Genomic DNA, 16,334 nt, shown 5'->3' with positions numbered 1-16,334 from the left:
CAAGGATAATCGCTTGAAGATCCTACTGGTGCGGGTGTCGTCGCTGGGCGACGTGCTGCACAACCTGCCGATGGTGGCCGACCTGCAGCGCCGCCATCCGGGCGCCACGGTCGACTGGGTGGTCGAAGAAGGCTACGTCAGCCTGGTGCGCCTGAATCCGCACGTGCGCAAGGTGATCCCCTGGGCCCTGCGGCGCTGGCGCAAGAGCCTGGGCAAGAGGCAGACGCGGGCCGAGATCCGCGCTTTCTTTCGCACCCTGCGCGAGGAAGAGTACGACTATGTGTTCGACACCCAGGGCCTGCTCAAGACCGGCATCGTCATGGGCGCGGCGCGCGTGCGCAAGGGCGGCAAGAAGGTCGGCCTGGCCAACGGCAGCGAAGGCTCGGGCTATGAAGGCGTCTCGCGCATCTTTCACACCGACAGCATTCCCCTGAGTCCGCGCACCCACGCGGTGGCGCGCGGACGGCTGGTGGCGGCAGCGGCGCTCGACTATCCGGTCGATACGGCGCCCGACTTCGGCCTGCCGGCGCCGGATGCGGCGACGCGTCCGGCCTTTTTGCCGCGGGAAGACTACGCCGTGTTCTTCCACGGCACGGCGCGCGCGGCCAAGAAGTGGGCGCACGCCAACTGGGTCGCGCTCGGCAAGGCGCTGGCGCCGATGCCGGTGCTGCTGCCCTGGGGTTCGGAAGCCGAGCGCCTCGACGCCGAGGCGCTGGCCGCCGCCATCCCGAACGCGCGCGTGCTGCCCAGGCTGTCGATGATGGACGCGGTGGCCCTGGCCCAGCACGCGCGGCTCGCGGTCGGCGTCGACACCGGCCTGACCCACATCGCGGCCGCTTTCGTGCGGCCGACGATCGAGATCTACTGCGATTCGCCGAAGTGGAAGACCGAAGGCAACTGGTCCGAGCGCATCGTCAACCTGGGCGACCTGGGCGCGCCGCCATCCGTCGACGAGGTGGCGGCGGCCGCGCGCCGCCTGCTGGCAGCGGCATGAACCGCAGGCTGTATTCAGGCCTGTGGTGGCTGGCGCTGCCGGTGGTGCTGGGCCGCCTGTGGTGGCGCGGGCGCAAGGAGCCGGGCTACCGCGCGCACTGGGGCGAGCGCCTTGCCCTTGGCGGCCCGGCGCCGGGAGAGCGGCCCACGATCATGGTGCACGCCGTGTCGGTCGGCGAGACGCGCGCGGCCGAGCCGCTGGTCGATGCGCTCCTGGCCGCCTATCCCGACTATCGCATCCTGTTGACCCATATGACGCCGACCGGACGCGCCACCGGCCAATCCCTGTTCGCCCACCACGGCGAGCGCGTGGTCCAGAGCTACCTGCCGTACGACACGGCCGGCATGACGCGGCGCTTCCTGCGCCGCCACCGCCCGCGCGCCTGCATCCTGATGGAAACCGAGGTCTGGCCCAACCTGATCCGCGCCTGCCGGCTGCAGGGCGTGCCGACCGTGCTGGCCAATGCCCGCCTGTCCGAAAAGTCCCTCGCGCGCGGCCGCAAGGCGGGCGCCGTGATGCTGGAAGCGGCGCGCGGCTTCACGCTGGTCGCGGCCCAGACCGAGGTTGACGCCGAACGTATCCGCTCGCTCGGCGCGCCGAACGTGGTGGTCACCGGCAGCGTCAAGTTCGACGTGACGCCGCCGCCGGCGGCGCTGGAAAAGGGCGACTGGTTGCGCAGCCGTATCCGTTCCGGTGGCCCGGAACGGCCCGTATTCCTGTGCGCCAGCACGCGCGAGGGCGAGGAAGCGCTGATTCTCGACGCCTGGCGGCGCATGCCCGGCAAGCCGGCCGGCGCGCTCCTGGCGATCGTGCCGCGCCATCCGCAGCGCTTCGACGAGGTCGCTTCCCTGGTCGCGGCGCGCGGATTCACGCTGGCGCGGCGCTCGCAGCTCGACCAGGACCACGGCGTGGACGGCGCCGAGGTGCTGCTGGGCGACTCGATGGGCGAGATGTTCGCCTATTACGCGGCCTGCGATTGCGCCTATATCGGCGGCAGCCTGCTGCCGCTTGGCGGCCAGAACCTGATCGAGGCCTGCGCGCTGGGTAAACCGGTGCTGGTGGGCGAGCATACGTTCAACTTCCTCGACGCCACGGCCGAAGCGGTGGACGATGGCGCCGCGCTGCGGGCGCCCAACGCCGACGCCCTGGTGGCGCAGGCCGTGCGCCTGCTGGGCGACGGCGCGGCGCGGATGGCGATGGGGGAGAGGGCGCTGGCCTTCGCGCGCCGCCACCGCGGGGCGACCCTGCGCACTGTTGAACTCGTGCAACGGTATATCCGGTAGGTTTTGTTACCATTCCAAACTGCACGGTACAAAACAAAAGGGGACGCGCCATGTTGTCGTTCAATCACCCGAGGCCGGCCGAACGTGCCAGGCCCGCGGTTTTCCCAACGTCGGTTTTGGTCCAGGAACAGGCGACAGAGGCGCTGGAGACGATCATGACCGCAGTACCGACCGAAGTCTCGACATCGCCACACGGCGGCAGCACGCTCCCGCTGGACGCGCTGCATTTTTTCGTGCGCTATTCGCTGGGCGAATACACCAGTTTCATGTGGCAGCATGGCGGCTTCCTGATCCGCCGCCGGCGCGTGCGCTGGCCGGCCAGTCTGCTCCTGCGCCTGAGAAGCACCTTCAGCGCGGCCCTGAACTTCGTCCTGCTCGGACGCGGGCGGCGCACCTATGAATTCACCATCGACGAACACGGCATCGTGCGCGCCAGCGGCGGCGTGACCCTGATCGACTGGGAAGACGTGGCCGCCGTGCGCACCTACTCGCGCGGCTTCATGCTGGTGCTCAAGCGCGGCACCTTGCCGATTCCATTCCGTTGCCTGTCCGAGGGGCAGCTGGCCGCCATGCGCGAGCTGGCGGCGGCGCGGCACAAGCTGGCCTTGCGCTGAAATCTACCTGTCCCGCCGATGTGGTTTGAACGCGTCGGCAGGAGACCTGCCGACCCTACGCATGATCTGGTCCGCCGGACCCAATCACTCCTCGAACAACACCGGCATCTCGTGCGAGCGCTTGCGCAATGCCAGGCGCGCGCCGTCGTAATCCGGATACACCTCGCCCACCGTGGCCCAGAACGCCGGGCTGTGGTTCATCTCGCGCAGGTGGGCCAGTTCGTGCGCCACCACGTAGTCGATCAATGACAATGGATAGTGGATCAGGCGCCAGTTCAGGCGAATGCTGCCGCCCACCGTGCACGAACCCCAGCGCGAGCCGGCCGACGACAGCGTGAGGCTGCTGTAGGACACGCCCAGCCGCGGCGCATAGTGGTCCAGGCGCTCGCGGAACAGGCGCTTGGCCTCGGCCTGGAACCAGAGTTTCACCCTTTCCTTGAGCTGCCATTCGGACAGTCCCGGCACCACCCCGATCCACAATTCATTGCTGGCGGCGTCGAACCGGCAGTGGCTGCGCGCCGCTTGTTCGAGCCGCAGCACGATGTCGCCGCCCAGATAGGGCAGGCGCGCGCCATCCTTCCATTCGACCGGCGAGCGCCCCTGGCGCTGGTCGCGCCGTTCGCCCCGTTCGAGCAGCTTGGCGACGATCCAGCGCTGCTTGGCGCGCAGGGCGTTGTCGATTTCCTCGAGCGTCACGCGGCGCGGCGCCGTCACGCGCAGGCCATCGTCGTCGATGGTGAAGCCGATCGAACGCCGCGTTGATCGGCGCAGCGCGTATTCGATCGTGTGGTGGCCGAGAATAATGCGTTTCAGGGGAGGGTCTTGCGGGCCAACGGGCGGCGAGGGAAGCTTGGTGCGGGGCGGCGCCGGCGGCGCCTTGAACAGCGGCTGCGCGGGCGGCGCAGGCCTGTCGGAGGGCTTGAGCGCCGCGAAGAACTCTTGCGCGAACAACTCCAGCTGATGCCCGTCGACCTTCGTCGAGGCCATGGTCTGGGGCCTCGACTCACGAATCTGGGCGCTAACGTCGCTCAACCACCTTTGTAGGCGTGGGGCGAAATGACGCGCATTTCGGATTCTATCCAATTTTCTACCTCTTGCATCAGACTGTCGGGGGTATGGCCTTCGGGCGAGATCGGCTTGCCGATCGAAACCGTGATCAATCCGGGCCGTTTGATGAACGAATTCTTGGGCCAGCACTCGCCCGAATTATGCGCGATCGGCACCACGACCGCTTGGGTTTCCACAGCCAGGCGTGTGCCGCCGCTCTTGTACTTGCCTTTCTGGCCGACCGGGATGCGGGTGCCTTCGGGGAACATGATGATCCACTGGCCGTCGGCCAGGCGGCGCTTCCCGTGACGCACGACGGCGCCGAACGCATTCTTGCCCTGCTTGCGGTCGATCGGGATCATGCGCAGCAAGCCCATGGCCCAGCCGAAGAAGGGGATGTACAGGATTTCCTTCTTGAAGACGTAGACCAGCGGCCGCGTGAGATTGGGCAGCAGGAAGATCGTTTCCCATGCCGACTGGTGTTTCGAGAGCACGATGGCCGGCGCGTCGGGCAGGTTGTCGTAGCCCTTGAATTCGTAGCGGATGCCGCAGATGACGCGCGCGCACCAGATGATGAAGACGTTCCAGCGCGAGGTGAACCAGAAGCGCTTGTTGTACGACAGCGGCGCCGCCAGGAAGCAGAGGCAGGCCCAGATGACGGTGGCGACGATCATGACGATCGTGAACAGCAGGGAACGCAGGAACAAACTGAAGTTACGCAAAGGGGCTCCGGACAAATCGATCTGGTTCTGGACTGGACTGCGGATTTTTTTATTGATTATGCAGGCTGCGCGCCGGTTGTGCCAGAGGGGGCGCTCGATGGCAATCCCGGCTTGAGGAAGGCCGTCACCATCGCCGCCAGGTCAGGGAACACCTGGGTGCCGGGCGGCAGGCCGCCGGTGGCCTGGGTCTTCTCGCCTTTGCCGGTCAGCACCAGGTAGGGCGCGCAGCCGCGGTTGAAGCCCGCCTGCAGGTCGCGCAGCGAGTCGCCCACGGTGGGCACGCCCTTGAGATTGACCTTGAAGCGCTTGCCGATCTCTTCGAACATGCCCGACTTGGGCTTGCGGCAATCGCAGCCGTCGATCGCCGCGTGCGGGCAGAAGAAGATGGCGTCGATGTCGGCGCCCACCAGCTGGGCCGCGGCATGCATCTTGGCGTGGATGGCGTTCAGGGTCGTGATGTCGAACAGGCCGCGCGCGATGCCCGACTGGTTGGTCGCGACCACGACCCGGTAGCCCGCCTGGTTCAGGCGGGCGATCGCTTCGAGCGAGCCGGGGATCGGGATCCATTCGGCCGGCGACTTGATGAAGTCCGGCGAATCCTGGTTGATCACCCCGTCGCGGTCGAGGATGATGAGCTTCATCACCCGCTCTTCCTTGGCGCGCTCGCTGCCCATCTTACGCCGCCAGCTTCGAGATGTCGGCCACGCGGTTCATCATGCCATGCAGCGATGCCAGCAGGGCCAGGCGGTTGTTGCGCAGCGTGACGTCGTCGGCCATCACCATCACGTCGTTGAAGAAGGCGTCGACCTGGTCGCGCAGCTGGGCCAGGGTCTTGAGCGTGCCGCTGAAGTCGCCCGCGGCGAAGGCCGCGTCGACTTCCGGCTGCACGCGGGTGACGGCGGCCGCCAGATCCTTCTCGGCCTGGTCCTGCAGCAGGGCAGGGTCGACCACGGCGTCCTTCGGCATCGCTTCCTCGTTCTTCTTGAGGATGTTGGTGATGCGCTTGTTGGCGGCGGCCAGCGAGGCCGCCTCGGGCAGCGCCGCGAAGGCCTGCACCGCTTCCAGGCGCTGCACCACGTCGTCGACGCGGTCCGGGTTCTGGGCCAGCACCGCCTCGACCTCGTTCGGCGAGAAGCCGCGCTCGCGCAGCATGCCGCGCAGGCGGTCGAGCATGAAGGCCGTCACCTCAGGGCGCGGATCCTTGAACGCAGGCTGGTCGGCGAAGGTGGTCACCGCGTCGGCCAGCATGTCGGCGATCGACAGCGGCAGGCGCTTCTCGACCAGCATGCGCATGATGCCCAGCGCGTGGCGGCGCAGCGCGAACGGATCCTTCTCGCCGGTCGGCTGCAGGCCGATGGCCCAGATGCCGACCAGGGTTTCCAGCTTGTCGGCCAGGGCGACCGCGAGACCCGTATTGGTGGCGGGAAGGGCGTCGCCGGCGAAGCGCGGCTGGTAGTGCTCGGACGCCGCGCGCGCGACTTCATCATGCTCGCCATCGTGGCGCGCGTAATACGTGCCCATGATGCCTTGCAGCTCGGGGAACTCGCCGACCATGTCGGTCAGGAGGTCGGCCTTGGACAGGCGCGCGCCGCGCTCGGCCAGCGCCGCGTCGAAGCCCAGGCGGGTGGCGATATAGGTCGCCAGCTTGGTGATGCGCTCGCTGCGCTCGGCCTGCGAGCCCAGCTTGTTGTGGTAGACCACGTTCGCGAGCTGCGGCAGGCGCGACTCGAGGGTTTTCTTCTTGTCCTGCTCGAAGAAGAACTTGGCGTCGGACAGGCGCGGGCGCACCACGCGTTCGTTGCCGCCGACGATGGCGGTCGGGTCGTCGGTCGCGATATTGGACACGATCAGGAAGCGCGAACGCAGCTTGCCTTCGGCGTCGGTCAGCGCGAAGTATTTCTGGTTGGTCTGCATGGTGAGGATCAGGCATTCCTGCGGCACGGCCAGGAATTCTTCCTCGAAGCGGCATTCATAGACCACCGGCCACTCGACCAGGGCCGCCACTTCGTCCAGCAGCGATTCGGGCATCAGGACCTGGTCGCTGCCCGCTTTGTCGAGCAACTGGGCGCGGATGCCTTCCTTGCGCGCGTCAAGCGAGGACAACACCTTGCCTTCGGCTTCCAGCACTTGCGCGTAGTGGTCGGCATGGTCGATCGTGATCGGACCGCCGTGCGACAGGAAACGGTGGCCCATGGTGGTGCGGCCGGCGGTCAAGCCAAGCAGGGACAGCGGCAGCACCTGTTCGCCATGCAGCGCGGTCAAGAGGTGCACCGGACGCACGAACTGCACGGTGTCGCCGCTCGGGCGCTGGTAGCTCATGACCTTCGGGATCGGCAGCTTGGCCACCGTCTCGGCCAGCACGTCCTGCAGGGCGTCGGCAAGGGGGCTGCCGGCGGCGGTATGGGTGTAGAAGAAGCTTTCGGCCTTGCCGTCCTGGGCGCGCTCGAGCTGGTCGACGGTGAGGTCGGGAAAGCCCAGCGCGGCCAGCTTCTTGGCCAGCGGCGCGCTCGGATTGCCTTCCTTGTCGAGGGCCACGGAGACAGGCAGCACCTTCTCGCGGATCGATTTATCGGGCGAAGTGCCGCGCACATCGGTGATCGTGACCGCCAGGCGGCGCGGGGTGGCGTGGGTGGTGACGCTGCTGCCGGCTTCCAGGAAATCGCGGGCCTTCAGGCCGTTCGCGATGCCGGCGGCGAAGGCCGCGCCCAGCTTGACGAGCGCCTTCGGCGGCAGTTCTTCGGTCTGCAGTTCGACGAGGAGTGTTTGGTTCATGGTCTGTTCTGTTCTTTTCAGGCTGCTTTTTCTTGATCAGTTAGGGCCTCGCCGGCCGCCACCATGGGGAAGCCCAGCTTCTCGCGCGAATCGTAATAGGCTTGCGCCACCAGGCGCGACAAGGTGCGCACGCGGCCGATGTAGGCGGCGCGCTCGGTCACCGAGATCGCGCCGCGCGCGTCCAGCAGGTTGAAGCTGTGCGAGGCCTTCATGATCTGCTCGTAGGCCGGCAGGGTCAGCTGCAGCTCGATCAGGCGCTTGGCTTCGGATTCGTGGTTGTTGAACGCCTGGAACAGGATCTCGGTGTTCGAATGCTCGAAGTTGTAGGTCGACTGCTCGACCTCGTTCTGGTGGAAGACGTCGCCGTAGGAGAGCTTTTTCTTCACTCCGTTCTCTTCCCACTCGGTCCATACCAGGTCGTAGACGTTCTCGACGCCCTGCAGGTACATGGCCAGGCGCTCGATGCCATACGTGATCTCGCCCAGCACCGGCTTGCAATCGAGGCCGCCGACCTGCTGGAAATAGGTGAACTGGGTCACTTCCATGCCGTTCAGCCAGACTTCCCAACCCAGGCCCCAGGCGCCCAGGGTCGGGCTTTCCCAGTCGTCTTCGACGAAGCGCACGTCATTCTTCTTGAGGTCCAGTCCAAGGGCTTCGAGCGAGCCGAGATACAGATCGAGGATGTTCTCGGGCGCCGGCTTCAGCGCCACCTGGTACTGGTAGTAGTGCTGCAGGCGGTTCGGATTCTCGCCATAGCGGCCATCCTTCGGGCGGCGTGACGGCTGCACATAGGCGGCGCGCCACGGCTCCGGGCCGATCGCACGCAGGAAGGTGCCGGTGTGGAAGGTGCCCGCGCCGACTTCCATGTCGTAGGGCTGGAGCAGTGCGCAGCCCTGCTTGTCCCAGTAGGACTGCAGGGTAAGGATGATTTGTTGGAATGTGAGCATCTCGAAGGGGCCGGGGCTGGTGGGCCGCGAACACGGTATGTTTGCCAAATGACTAATTCTACTGAATTTTTGCGCCCCTCTGGGGGGTGATTTCAACTCAGCTATTCGATTTAAGACGGTAGCGGCGGCCTGCAAACCACGCGCCGAGCAGCATCACGCCGCCCAGCATCAGGAACGCCGCATTGCCGAGGCGGATGAACGGCGTCATGCCGGTCGCGCCGCGCACGGTCGCGCTCAGGACGCCGTCGGTATAGAACGGCAGCACCTGCGTGATGTTGCCGCGGTGGTCGATCACGGCGGTGGCGCCGTCATTGGTCGAGCGCAGCATCGGGCGGCCCGTTTCCAGCGTGCGCATGCGCGAGATCTGCAGGTGCTGCGGGATGGCCACCGACTGGCCGTACCACGACAGGTTCGACACGTTCAGCAGCAGGGTCGCCGGGTGCTGCGCATTGCGCAGCTGGTAGGCGATTTCTTCGCCGAACACGTCTTCGTAGCAGATATTCGGCAGCACCCACTGGTCTTTCACCGCGAACGGCGCCTGCAGCGCGGCGCCGCGGGTGGCGTCGTTCAGCGGGATGTTCATCATGTCGGTGAACCAGCGAAAGCCCGGCGGGATGAATTCGCCGAACGGCACCAGGTGCGCCTTGTCGTAGCGATACGGACTGGGGGCGGGGCTCATCGCGATCACGCTGTTGCCGTACTTTTCCGGGCCGTCGAACAGCGGCATGCCGATCGCCAGCGTGCTGCCGGTGGCGGTGGCATAGCGCTGCAGGCCGTCCAGGTAGCCTTCAGGCAAGTTGTGCGGGAAGACGGGCAGGGCGGTTTCCGGCGTCGCGATCAGGTCGGCCGGGGCCGCCGTGATCATGGTCTGGTAGCGTGTCACGATGCTGGTCAGGAATTCCATATCGAATTTCCTGTCTTGCGGGATATTGCCCTGAAGCAGGCGCACGCTGATCGGCTGGCCGGTTTCCTGGGTCCATTCGACCGTGCGCAGGCCCTCGCCGGCCAGCATCAAGGTCATCAGTAATCCAATGGCCGGCCAGCGCGCGCGCTGGGTGAGCATCGCGATGCAGCCGGCGCCGACGCCGGCCAGGATCCCGATGCCGTACACGCCGATCAGCGGCGCGAAGCCGGCCAGCGGCGCCAGGTCGTGGGCATAGCCCGACGAGGCCCACGGAAAGCCCGTGAACACCCAGCCGCGCAGCCATTCGGACACGCCCCACAACGTGGGCAGCACCAGCAGCAGGAAAGCGGCCACCGGCAGCGACCAGCGCTTGCGCAGCCAGCTCGCCACGCCGGCAGTCAGGGCGCCGAACAGGCCCATATACAGGCACAACAGGACCAGGCCCGCCACCGCCAGCGCGGCCGGCAGATGGGCGAAGCGGGTTCCGAACACGTACAGCCAGTGCACGCCGGCCAGCGTCCAGCCGAAGCCGAAGGCCCAGCCGATCAGGGTCGCGCGCTTGACCGAACTGCCCATGCCGACCTGGTAGAAGAACCAGGCCAGCGGCAGCAATTGCAGCGGCCACCAGCCATAAGGCTGGAACGAGAGGATGGAGGAGGCGCCGGCCAGGACGGCGAAGAACAGCAGCAGCGCGGAGGGCTTGCCGCCGCGCTGCGCCGCGCGTTCGGCCAATTCGGCCTTTGACGCGGGCGCCGACGCGGTCTTGGTCCAGCGGCGCAGCATCAGTCGCGTTCGTCTTCGATGGATGGCAACTGTTCGACCAGCAGGACGTGGATCTGGCGTGCGTCGGCGCGCAGCACCTCGAAGCGCAGGCCGTGCAGGTCGACCACTTCGCCCTTGTGCGGCATGTGACCCAGGTGGCTGGCGATCAGGCCGCCGATGGTGTCGACATCGGTGTCCGGCAGCTCGGTCCCGAGCTCCTCGTTGAACTGCTCGATCTCGGTCAGCGCCTTGACGCGCCAGCGCGGGCCGTGCTGGCCTTCGCGGATCGAGATGATGTTGTCTTCTTCTTCGTCGAAATCGTATTCGTCCTCGATGTCGCCGACGATCTGCTCGAGCACGTCCTCGATCGTGATCAGGCCGGCCACGCCGGAATACTCGTCGACCACGATCGCCATGTGGTTGTGGTTGGCGCGAAAATCGCGCAGCAGCACGTTCAGGCGTTTCGATTCGGGAATGAAGACCGCCGGGCGCAATTTGGTGCGCACGTCGAAAGATTCTTCTGCGTAATAACGCAACAAATCCTTGGCCAGCAGGATGCCGACCACCTTGTCGCGCTCGCCTTCGATGGCGGGAAAGCGCGAGTGGGCGGTTTCGAGCACGTAGGGCATCCATTCCTCGATCGGTTTCGTGATGTCGATCACGTCCATCTGGGAACGGGGAACCATGATATCGCGCGCCGACAGGTCGGACACCTGGAACACGCCCTCGATCATTGACAGCGCATCGGCGTCGAGGAGGTTGCGTTCATGGGCATCGTGCAGCACTTCGAGGAGCTCTGCGCGATTTTCGGGCTCGGGGGAGATGAAGGCGGTCAGCCGCTCCAGCAGTGACCTGTGGGGTTTGGCGTCCGGGCGGACGTCACTGGGATACTCGGGCATAGTTGGCGGGAAGCCGTTGTTACAATGGGGTGTAGGATACACCAAAAGGAATGCACCCGATATTCACGCGGGTGCGTGCTGCTGTTGCGCCGGATTGGCGGCACTGCCGCCAATCCTACTCGCCATAGGGATCGGGAAAGCCCAGCACCTCCATGATGTCGCGCTCGAACTGCTCCATTTCTTCGGCGTCGTCGTCGTTTTCATGGTCCCAGCCCTGGGCGTGCAGCACGCCGTGCACGACCAGATGGGCCGTGTGTTCCTCGACCGTCTTGCCCTGCTCGTCGGCCTCGCGCTGCAGCACGTCGGTGCACAGCACGATGTCGGCGCGGGTCGGGTCGTCCTCGCCCAGCTCCTCTTCTTCGTTGTAGGCGAAGGTGAGGACGTTGGTGGCGTAGTCCTTGCCGCGGTAGGCCTTGTTCAGGGCCCGGCCTTCATCGAGATCGACGAAGCGGATGGTCAGCTCGGCCGGGCCGAGCAGGGCCTCTTCGACCCAGCGCCGCAGCTTGGCTTCGGTGATCTCGCTTTCCAGGCGGGGGTCGGCGAACTGGAATTCCAGCTCAAGTGGATATTTTTTTTCTTGCATGTTTCACCGGGATCGGTTTGGGGAGGGCGCCCAATTCCTGGACGGACATATCCTTGTCATACGCGTCGATGATGCGCGCCACCAGCGGGTGGCGCACCACGTCGGCGCTCGAGAACTGGGTGAAGGCGATGCCGCGCACGTCCTTCAGCACGTGCATGGCGTCGACCAGGCCGCTGCGCTGGGTCTTGTGCAGGTCGACCTGCGTCACGTCGCCGGTGACGACGGCCTTGCTGCCGAAGCCGATCCGGGTCAGGAACATCTTCATTTGCTCGACGGTCGTGTTCTGGGCTTCGTCCAGGATCACGAAAGCGTGGTTCAGGGTGCGGCCGCGCATATAGGCCAGCGGCGCGATCTCGATCACCTGCTTTTCGAACAGCTTCTGGGTGCGGTCAAAGCCCAGCAGGTCGTACAGCGCGTCGTACAGGGGACGCAGGTAGGGATCGACCTTCTGCGCCAGGTCGCCCGGCAGGAAGCCCAGGCGCTCGCCGGCCTCGACGGCGGGACGGGTCAGGATGATGCGCTTGACGGCGTCGCGCTCGAGGGCGTCGACGGCGCAGGCCACGGCCAGATAGGTCTTGCCGGTGCCGGCCGGACCGATGCCGAAGCTGATGTCGTGGTTCAGCACCGCGTTCAGGTACTGGATCTGGTGCGGCGTGCGGCCGCGCAGGTCGCTGCGGCGCGTCTTGAGGAGCGGGCTTTCGAGGCTCTCGGGCACGTCGCCGGCGTCGGCGTCTTGCGGCGCGTCGGCCCTGGCGTCCGGGGCGGCATCGGGGTCGGCGGCGCGCGGCTTCAGGCCCGCGCGCTGCTCGACCAGGGCCAGTTGCACCTCTTCGATCGGCACGACCTTGTTGGCAACCGCATAGAAGCGTTCCAGCAATTCGACGGCGCGTCCGGCATTGGCGCCGCTGACGATGAATTTCTCGCCGCGGCGGAAAATCGTGACGTCGAGCGCGGCCGAGATCTGGCGCAGGTTTTCATCGAGCGGACCGCACAGGTGGGCCAGCCGCGTATTGTCGAGCGGCTCGGGAATGAAGTACGAGGGCAGGGTTGGCTGTGTTTTCAACTGGCTTTGGCTAACGTATCGAGGTTGGCGACGAGTTCGCCGCGCAAATAGTAATCGTGGCTGGCGACGATGCGCAGGTCGGCCAGCTGGCCGATCAGCGCGACGTTCGTCGAGTCCAGCGGATTCATCGGGAATAGGACCACGCGGTTGTTCTCGGCGCGGCCCTGCAACTGGGTGGCGTCCTTCTTGGCGACGCCTTCGACCAGCACCCGCTGCACGGTGCCGACCATGGCGGCGCTGTGCTTGCGGGTGTTGGTGTCGATCAGGGCTTGCAGGCGCTGCAGGCGCGCCAGCTTGACCTCGTGCGGCGTGTCGTCTTCCAGGTTCGCGGCCGGCGTGCCGGGACGCTTGCTGAAGATGAAACTGAAGCTGTTGTCGAAGTCCACGTCCGCGACCAGCTTCATCATGGCCTCGAAGTCGGCCTCGGTCTCGCCCGGGAAACCGACGATGAAGTCGGACGAGAAGGTCATGTCGGGCCGCACCGCGCGCAGGCGGCGGATGATCGACTTGTATTCGAGGCCGGTATAGCCGCGCTTCATGGCGCCCAGCACGCGGTCGGAGCCGTGCTGCACCGGCAGGTACAGGTGGCTGACCAGTTGCGGGATCCTGGCATAGGCGTCGATCAGGCGCTGGCTGAATTCCTTTGGATGGCTGGTGACGAAGCGCAGGCGTTCGATGCCGGGAATCTCGGCAATGTATTCCAGCAGCAGGGCGAAGTCGGCGGTGTCACCGCTCTCCATGGCGCCGCGGAAGGCGTTCACGTTCTGGCCCAGCAACATGATCTCCTTGACACCCTGGGCGGCGAGGCCGGCGACTTCGGTCAGCACGTCCTCGAAGCGGCGCGAGACTTCCTCGCCGCGCGTATAGGGCACCACGCAGTAGCTGCAATACTTGCTGCAGCCTTCCATGATCGAGACGTAGGCGACCGGTCCTTCGACCTTGGCTGGTGGCAAGAAGTCGAATTTTTCGATCTCGGGGAAGCTGATGTCGACCTGGGCCTTGCCCGACTGGCGCCGGTCCCGGATCAGCTGGGGCAGGCGGTGCAGGGTTTGCGGGCCGAACACTACGTCGACATAGGGTGCGCGCTTGACGATGGCGTCGCCTTCCTGCGACGCGACGCAGCCGCCGACGCCGATGACCAGCTCGGGCTTCAGGCGCTTGAGTTCCTTGATGCGCCCCAAGTCGGAGAACACTTTTTCTTGCGATTTTTCGCGGATCGAGCAGGTATTAAACAGGATCACATCCGCGTCTTCCGGCGTGTCGGTGCGCACCAGTCCGTCCGAGGCGCCGAGCACATCGACCATCTTGTCCGAGTCGTACTCGTTCATCTGGCAGCCGAAGGTTTTGATGAATACTTTTTTTTGCATGGAATTGCTAGTTGGGGGCGAGCGCTGCATCGACAAGGCGCGGCGGGATCGGGCTAGTTTACCGTAATTCGGCACGGACCCTATCGGCCACCGGTGTGGCCACTTTAATGCCGCGCGGAATGGGTAATTTCTTTACCTAAAGTAATTGTGTTTATGCTTAGATTGTTAAATATCCGCTGGCGAACATACTTTATTGTTCACGACATATAGCCTTGCTGTCATGAAGTGTTTCCTTATGTAAATCAATGACTTCTGGCTGGATTCCGATTTACAAAATTTATCCAAGAAATCTCTTGCGTGCGCCACAATTGAGCCCCATGTGCTGAAATGCAAACGTGACAAGCTTTCCACACGATAGCTTGATTTCCGACAAGGAGTCACATGCGCCCGTTCGTCATCGTACCTGCGTATGCGACAGATAATTTGTTTGAAAGACAAGTGCGCATGTGGAAAGAAACATGGAGCACTATGGGCCGGAATTCTTAAGGGAACGTTCAGATTAGGGCTGTTTAATCCCTTGAACAAGTTCCGGGAACTTATGTTGACGATAGGTAGTCTTTAACAAAAGTTCGTAAAGGAACTATTTTAACCAAACTCGTGAGGTAATTATCATGGCACAACAACATCACGCTCTATCTTCGCAGGAAAGTTACAACCCGAACCACCTGTTGGACATCCTGCTCGGCAAAATGCAACTGAAAAACGACGCCGCCCTGTCGCGCATGCTGGAAGTGGCGCCGCCCGTCATCAGCAAGATCCGCCACCATCGTCTGCCGGTCGGCGCCTCGCTGCTGATCCGCATGCACGAAGTGACGGGCATGAGCATCCGCGACCTGCGCGACCTGATGGGCGATCGCCGCACCAAATACCGCCTGTCGGATGCCCAGGGCCGTCCGAAGCCAGAAGAGAAAGCGGCGCAGGCCGCAGCCGCTGCCGCCCAGCAGCAAGCCCAGCCGGCGCAAGGCCAGGGCGCGCAGAACAGCGAAGCGTCGAACAAGACCTCCGGCAATTATGCGCACTGATGCCGTGGGCATGACAGCCGCATCTGTCATGCCTTCGGTATCGGCGGGGTGCGGCGCCGCCACGCTGCAATTGCAGCAGCGGCGCCGCACCGGATCGGTCCACCGGATCCGAGCCTACTGATTCATCGTGCACCGTCCTGCGGCCTAGGCCAACAGGATGGCTGTCATTTCCTCGAACTGCAGTTCCGTCTCGCGGAACACGTGCAGCCATGTTTCCTCAGGCAGACCGAGCGCCGTCCAGGCCACGCTGGATACGGCGGGCACCAGCTCGTCCGCGTCGCCGGCCAGGTCAAGCGCATGGGCGACCGCATTGGCCACGTGGACGATGGTGGCCAGGAAGCCGGCTCCCGGCGTTTCCGGCGCATGATAAAAGGCGATCGCCTGCTGCATCGTGCCCGAGAACTGCCAGTGCTCGGCCAGCGCCGCGCCGGCCAGCAGGTGGTCAACGCCCAGCATGGCCCGTTCGGTGTCGAGCAGGTCGCCATCGAGGCGGTTGCGTTCGCGCAGGACGGCATCGTACTGCTCGGGATAGCGCGTCACCAGCACCAGGCGGCCGATGCCGTGCAGCAGTCCGGCCGTGAACGCGACATCCTGGTTGAAGCGCATATGGCGCGCCAGCACCCGCGCGCAGGCGGCGGTGGCGATCGACAGGCGCCAGAAAGCCTTGTCGTCGAAGCTGGGGCAGCGTCCGCTCGGGAAGCATCCCGTCATCGCCGCCGCCATGATCAGGTTGCGCGTGGCCTGAAAGCCCAGGAACGTCATGGCCTGCTGGATCGTCGTGGCCTTGACCTGCAGCCCGAAGGCCGACGAGTTGGCCAGGCGCAACGTCTTCGCCGTCAGCGCCTGGTCGGCCGACACTTTTTTGGCCAGCACCGAGATGTCCATGTCTTCCTGATCGATGCTGCCGAGCAGTTCCATGACGACGGCGGGCAGCGAGGGAAGGTCATCCAGGCCCTGGACCAGCTGTTCAAGGGTGATCGCCAAGGTCGTCGTCATGGCGCCACCTGCCGTTCCAGGCGGTAGTCCTCGACGTAGCGGCGCAGCAGCTTGCCGGCCCAGTCGTCGTCACCCTCAAGATCGTGCTTGCGGAACAGGTGGTCGAGCCGGGCAACGACCGCTGCCTCGTCCGGCGCGCGGTGCGCCTCGACGCGCGCCACCGGCACCGCCTCGATATGGTGACGCTGCAGCGAGGCGATGGTCGCCTCGCCGAGGATCGCGCCCTTGGCCAGCAGGACCTGGCCATGATTGTCCAGCAGCTCGTCCGAGAGCACCATGCCCGGCGTTACTTGGGTCACGGGAACCATCGTGTGGTCATCGCTCATAATACCTCCATTCAATTCTGCGCCGATGTTATC

Annotated in this window: 16 protein-coding genes; 4 read left to right on the top strand and 12 right to left on the bottom strand. The window is 65.1% G+C overall.

The features are described from left to right. Nucleotides 1-13 precede the first annotated feature (13 nt). The 3 genes from waaC (at nucleotide 14) to ACZ9AQ_RS09150 (ending at nucleotide 2,891) form a co-directional block, all read left to right on the top strand. Nucleotides 14-994 (top strand): lipopolysaccharide heptosyltransferase I, encoded by a 981-nt coding sequence (gene waaC / locus ACZ9AQ_RS09160; RefSeq protein WP_429203453.1) that lies wholly within the window; start codon nucleotides 14-16, stop codon nucleotides 992-994. Further along, complete coding sequence (gene waaA, locus ACZ9AQ_RS09155) at nucleotides 991-2,277, top strand: lipid IV(A) 3-deoxy-D-manno-octulosonic acid transferase (RefSeq protein ID WP_429203452.1); 1,287 nt, start codon at nucleotides 991-993, stop codon at nucleotides 2,275-2,277. The genes waaC and waaA overlap by 4 nt, the downstream gene beginning before the upstream one ends. Before the next feature lie 155 nt (nucleotides 2,278-2,432). Further along, a complete protein-coding gene (locus tag ACZ9AQ_RS09150; protein ID WP_429203451.1) occupies nucleotides 2,433-2,891 on the top strand; it encodes a YcxB family protein in 459 nt (152 codons plus the stop codon). Nucleotides 2,892-2,975: 84 nt separating this feature from the next. Here the strand turns inward: ACZ9AQ_RS09150 and ACZ9AQ_RS09145 are convergent, their stop codons facing one another. From ACZ9AQ_RS09145 to miaB, 10 genes are all read right to left on the bottom strand, one after another. Further along, nucleotides 2,976-3,878, bottom strand: a complete 903-nt coding sequence (locus ACZ9AQ_RS09145; protein WP_429203450.1) for a M48 family metallopeptidase — start codon at nucleotides 3,876-3,878, stop codon at nucleotides 2,976-2,978. 41 nt (nucleotides 3,879-3,919) lie between these two features. Further along, on the bottom strand, nucleotides 3,920-4,660 hold the full coding sequence (locus ACZ9AQ_RS09140; protein ID WP_109346343.1) for a lysophospholipid acyltransferase family protein: 741 nt from the start codon (nucleotides 4,658-4,660) through the stop codon (nucleotides 3,920-3,922). Nucleotides 4,661-4,716: 56 nt separating this feature from the next. Beyond that, entirely contained in the window at nucleotides 4,717-5,301 is a 585-nt protein-coding gene (gene gmhB, locus ACZ9AQ_RS09135) for a D-glycero-beta-D-manno-heptose 1,7-bisphosphate 7-phosphatase (RefSeq protein WP_429203449.1), read from the bottom strand. Nucleotides 5,302-5,335: 34 nt separating this feature from the next. Further along, on the bottom strand, nucleotides 5,336-7,432 hold the full coding sequence (gene glyS, locus ACZ9AQ_RS09130; protein WP_429203448.1) for a glycine--tRNA ligase subunit beta: 2,097 nt from the start codon (nucleotides 7,430-7,432) through the stop codon (nucleotides 5,336-5,338). A gap of 17 nt (nucleotides 7,433-7,449) precedes the next feature. Beyond that, nucleotides 7,450-8,379: a glycine--tRNA ligase subunit alpha gene (gene glyQ, locus ACZ9AQ_RS09125; RefSeq protein ID WP_429203447.1), complete on the bottom strand. Its 930-nt coding sequence runs from the start codon at nucleotides 8,377-8,379 to the stop codon at nucleotides 7,450-7,452. Nucleotides 8,380-8,476: 97 nt separating this feature from the next. After that, nucleotides 8,477-10,066 (bottom strand): apolipoprotein N-acyltransferase, encoded by a 1,590-nt coding sequence (gene lnt / locus ACZ9AQ_RS09120; RefSeq protein ID WP_429203446.1) that lies wholly within the window; start codon nucleotides 10,064-10,066, stop codon nucleotides 8,477-8,479. Further along, on the bottom strand, nucleotides 10,066-10,944 hold the full coding sequence (locus ACZ9AQ_RS09115) for an HlyC/CorC family transporter (RefSeq protein WP_429203445.1): 879 nt from the start codon (nucleotides 10,942-10,944) through the stop codon (nucleotides 10,066-10,068). Before ACZ9AQ_RS09115 ends, lnt begins: the two co-directional genes overlap by 1 nt. A 115-nt stretch (nucleotides 10,945-11,059) precedes the next feature. Then, entirely contained in the window at nucleotides 11,060-11,527 is a 468-nt protein-coding gene (gene ybeY, locus ACZ9AQ_RS09110) for an rRNA maturation RNase YbeY (protein WP_429203444.1), read from the bottom strand. Continuing rightward, on the bottom strand, nucleotides 11,502-12,590 hold the full coding sequence (locus ACZ9AQ_RS09105; protein WP_429203443.1) for a PhoH family protein: 1,089 nt from the start codon (nucleotides 12,588-12,590) through the stop codon (nucleotides 11,502-11,504). The genes ybeY and ACZ9AQ_RS09105 overlap by 26 nt, the downstream gene beginning before the upstream one ends. Then, on the bottom strand, nucleotides 12,587-13,957 hold the full coding sequence (gene miaB / locus ACZ9AQ_RS09100) for a tRNA (N6-isopentenyl adenosine(37)-C2)-methylthiotransferase MiaB (RefSeq protein WP_429203442.1): 1,371 nt from the start codon (nucleotides 13,955-13,957) through the stop codon (nucleotides 12,587-12,589). The genes ACZ9AQ_RS09105 and miaB overlap by 4 nt, the downstream gene beginning before the upstream one ends. A gap of 611 nt (nucleotides 13,958-14,568) precedes the next feature. On the opposite strand from miaB, the gene ACZ9AQ_RS09095 reads away from it, so the two are divergent. After that, the gene (locus ACZ9AQ_RS09095) at nucleotides 14,569-14,979 is read left to right on the top strand and encodes a hypothetical protein (RefSeq protein ID WP_429203441.1); all 411 of its coding nucleotides are present in this window, start codon (nucleotides 14,569-14,571) and stop codon (nucleotides 14,977-14,979) included. Nucleotides 14,980-15,123: 144 nt separating this feature from the next. Here the strand turns inward: ACZ9AQ_RS09095 and ACZ9AQ_RS09090 are convergent, their stop codons facing one another. Together ACZ9AQ_RS09090 and ACZ9AQ_RS09085 are read right to left on the bottom strand one after the other, a co-directional pair. Further along, nucleotides 15,124-15,975 carry an HDOD domain-containing protein gene (locus ACZ9AQ_RS09090; protein WP_429203440.1) on the bottom strand — a complete coding sequence of 284 codons (852 nt, stop codon included), beginning with the start codon at nucleotides 15,973-15,975 and terminating at the stop codon, nucleotides 15,124-15,126. Continuing rightward, nucleotides 15,972-16,301 (bottom strand): hypothetical protein, encoded by a 330-nt coding sequence (locus ACZ9AQ_RS09085; RefSeq protein WP_429203439.1) that lies wholly within the window; start codon nucleotides 16,299-16,301, stop codon nucleotides 15,972-15,974. Before ACZ9AQ_RS09085 ends, ACZ9AQ_RS09090 begins: the two co-directional genes overlap by 4 nt. Nucleotides 16,302-16,334: the final 33 nt, after the last annotated feature.

The organism is Massilia sp. UYP34, assembly GCF_056279385.1.
The sequence above is the reverse complement of the archived record's forward strand: the minus strand, read 5'-3'. Positions and strand labels throughout refer to the sequence as shown.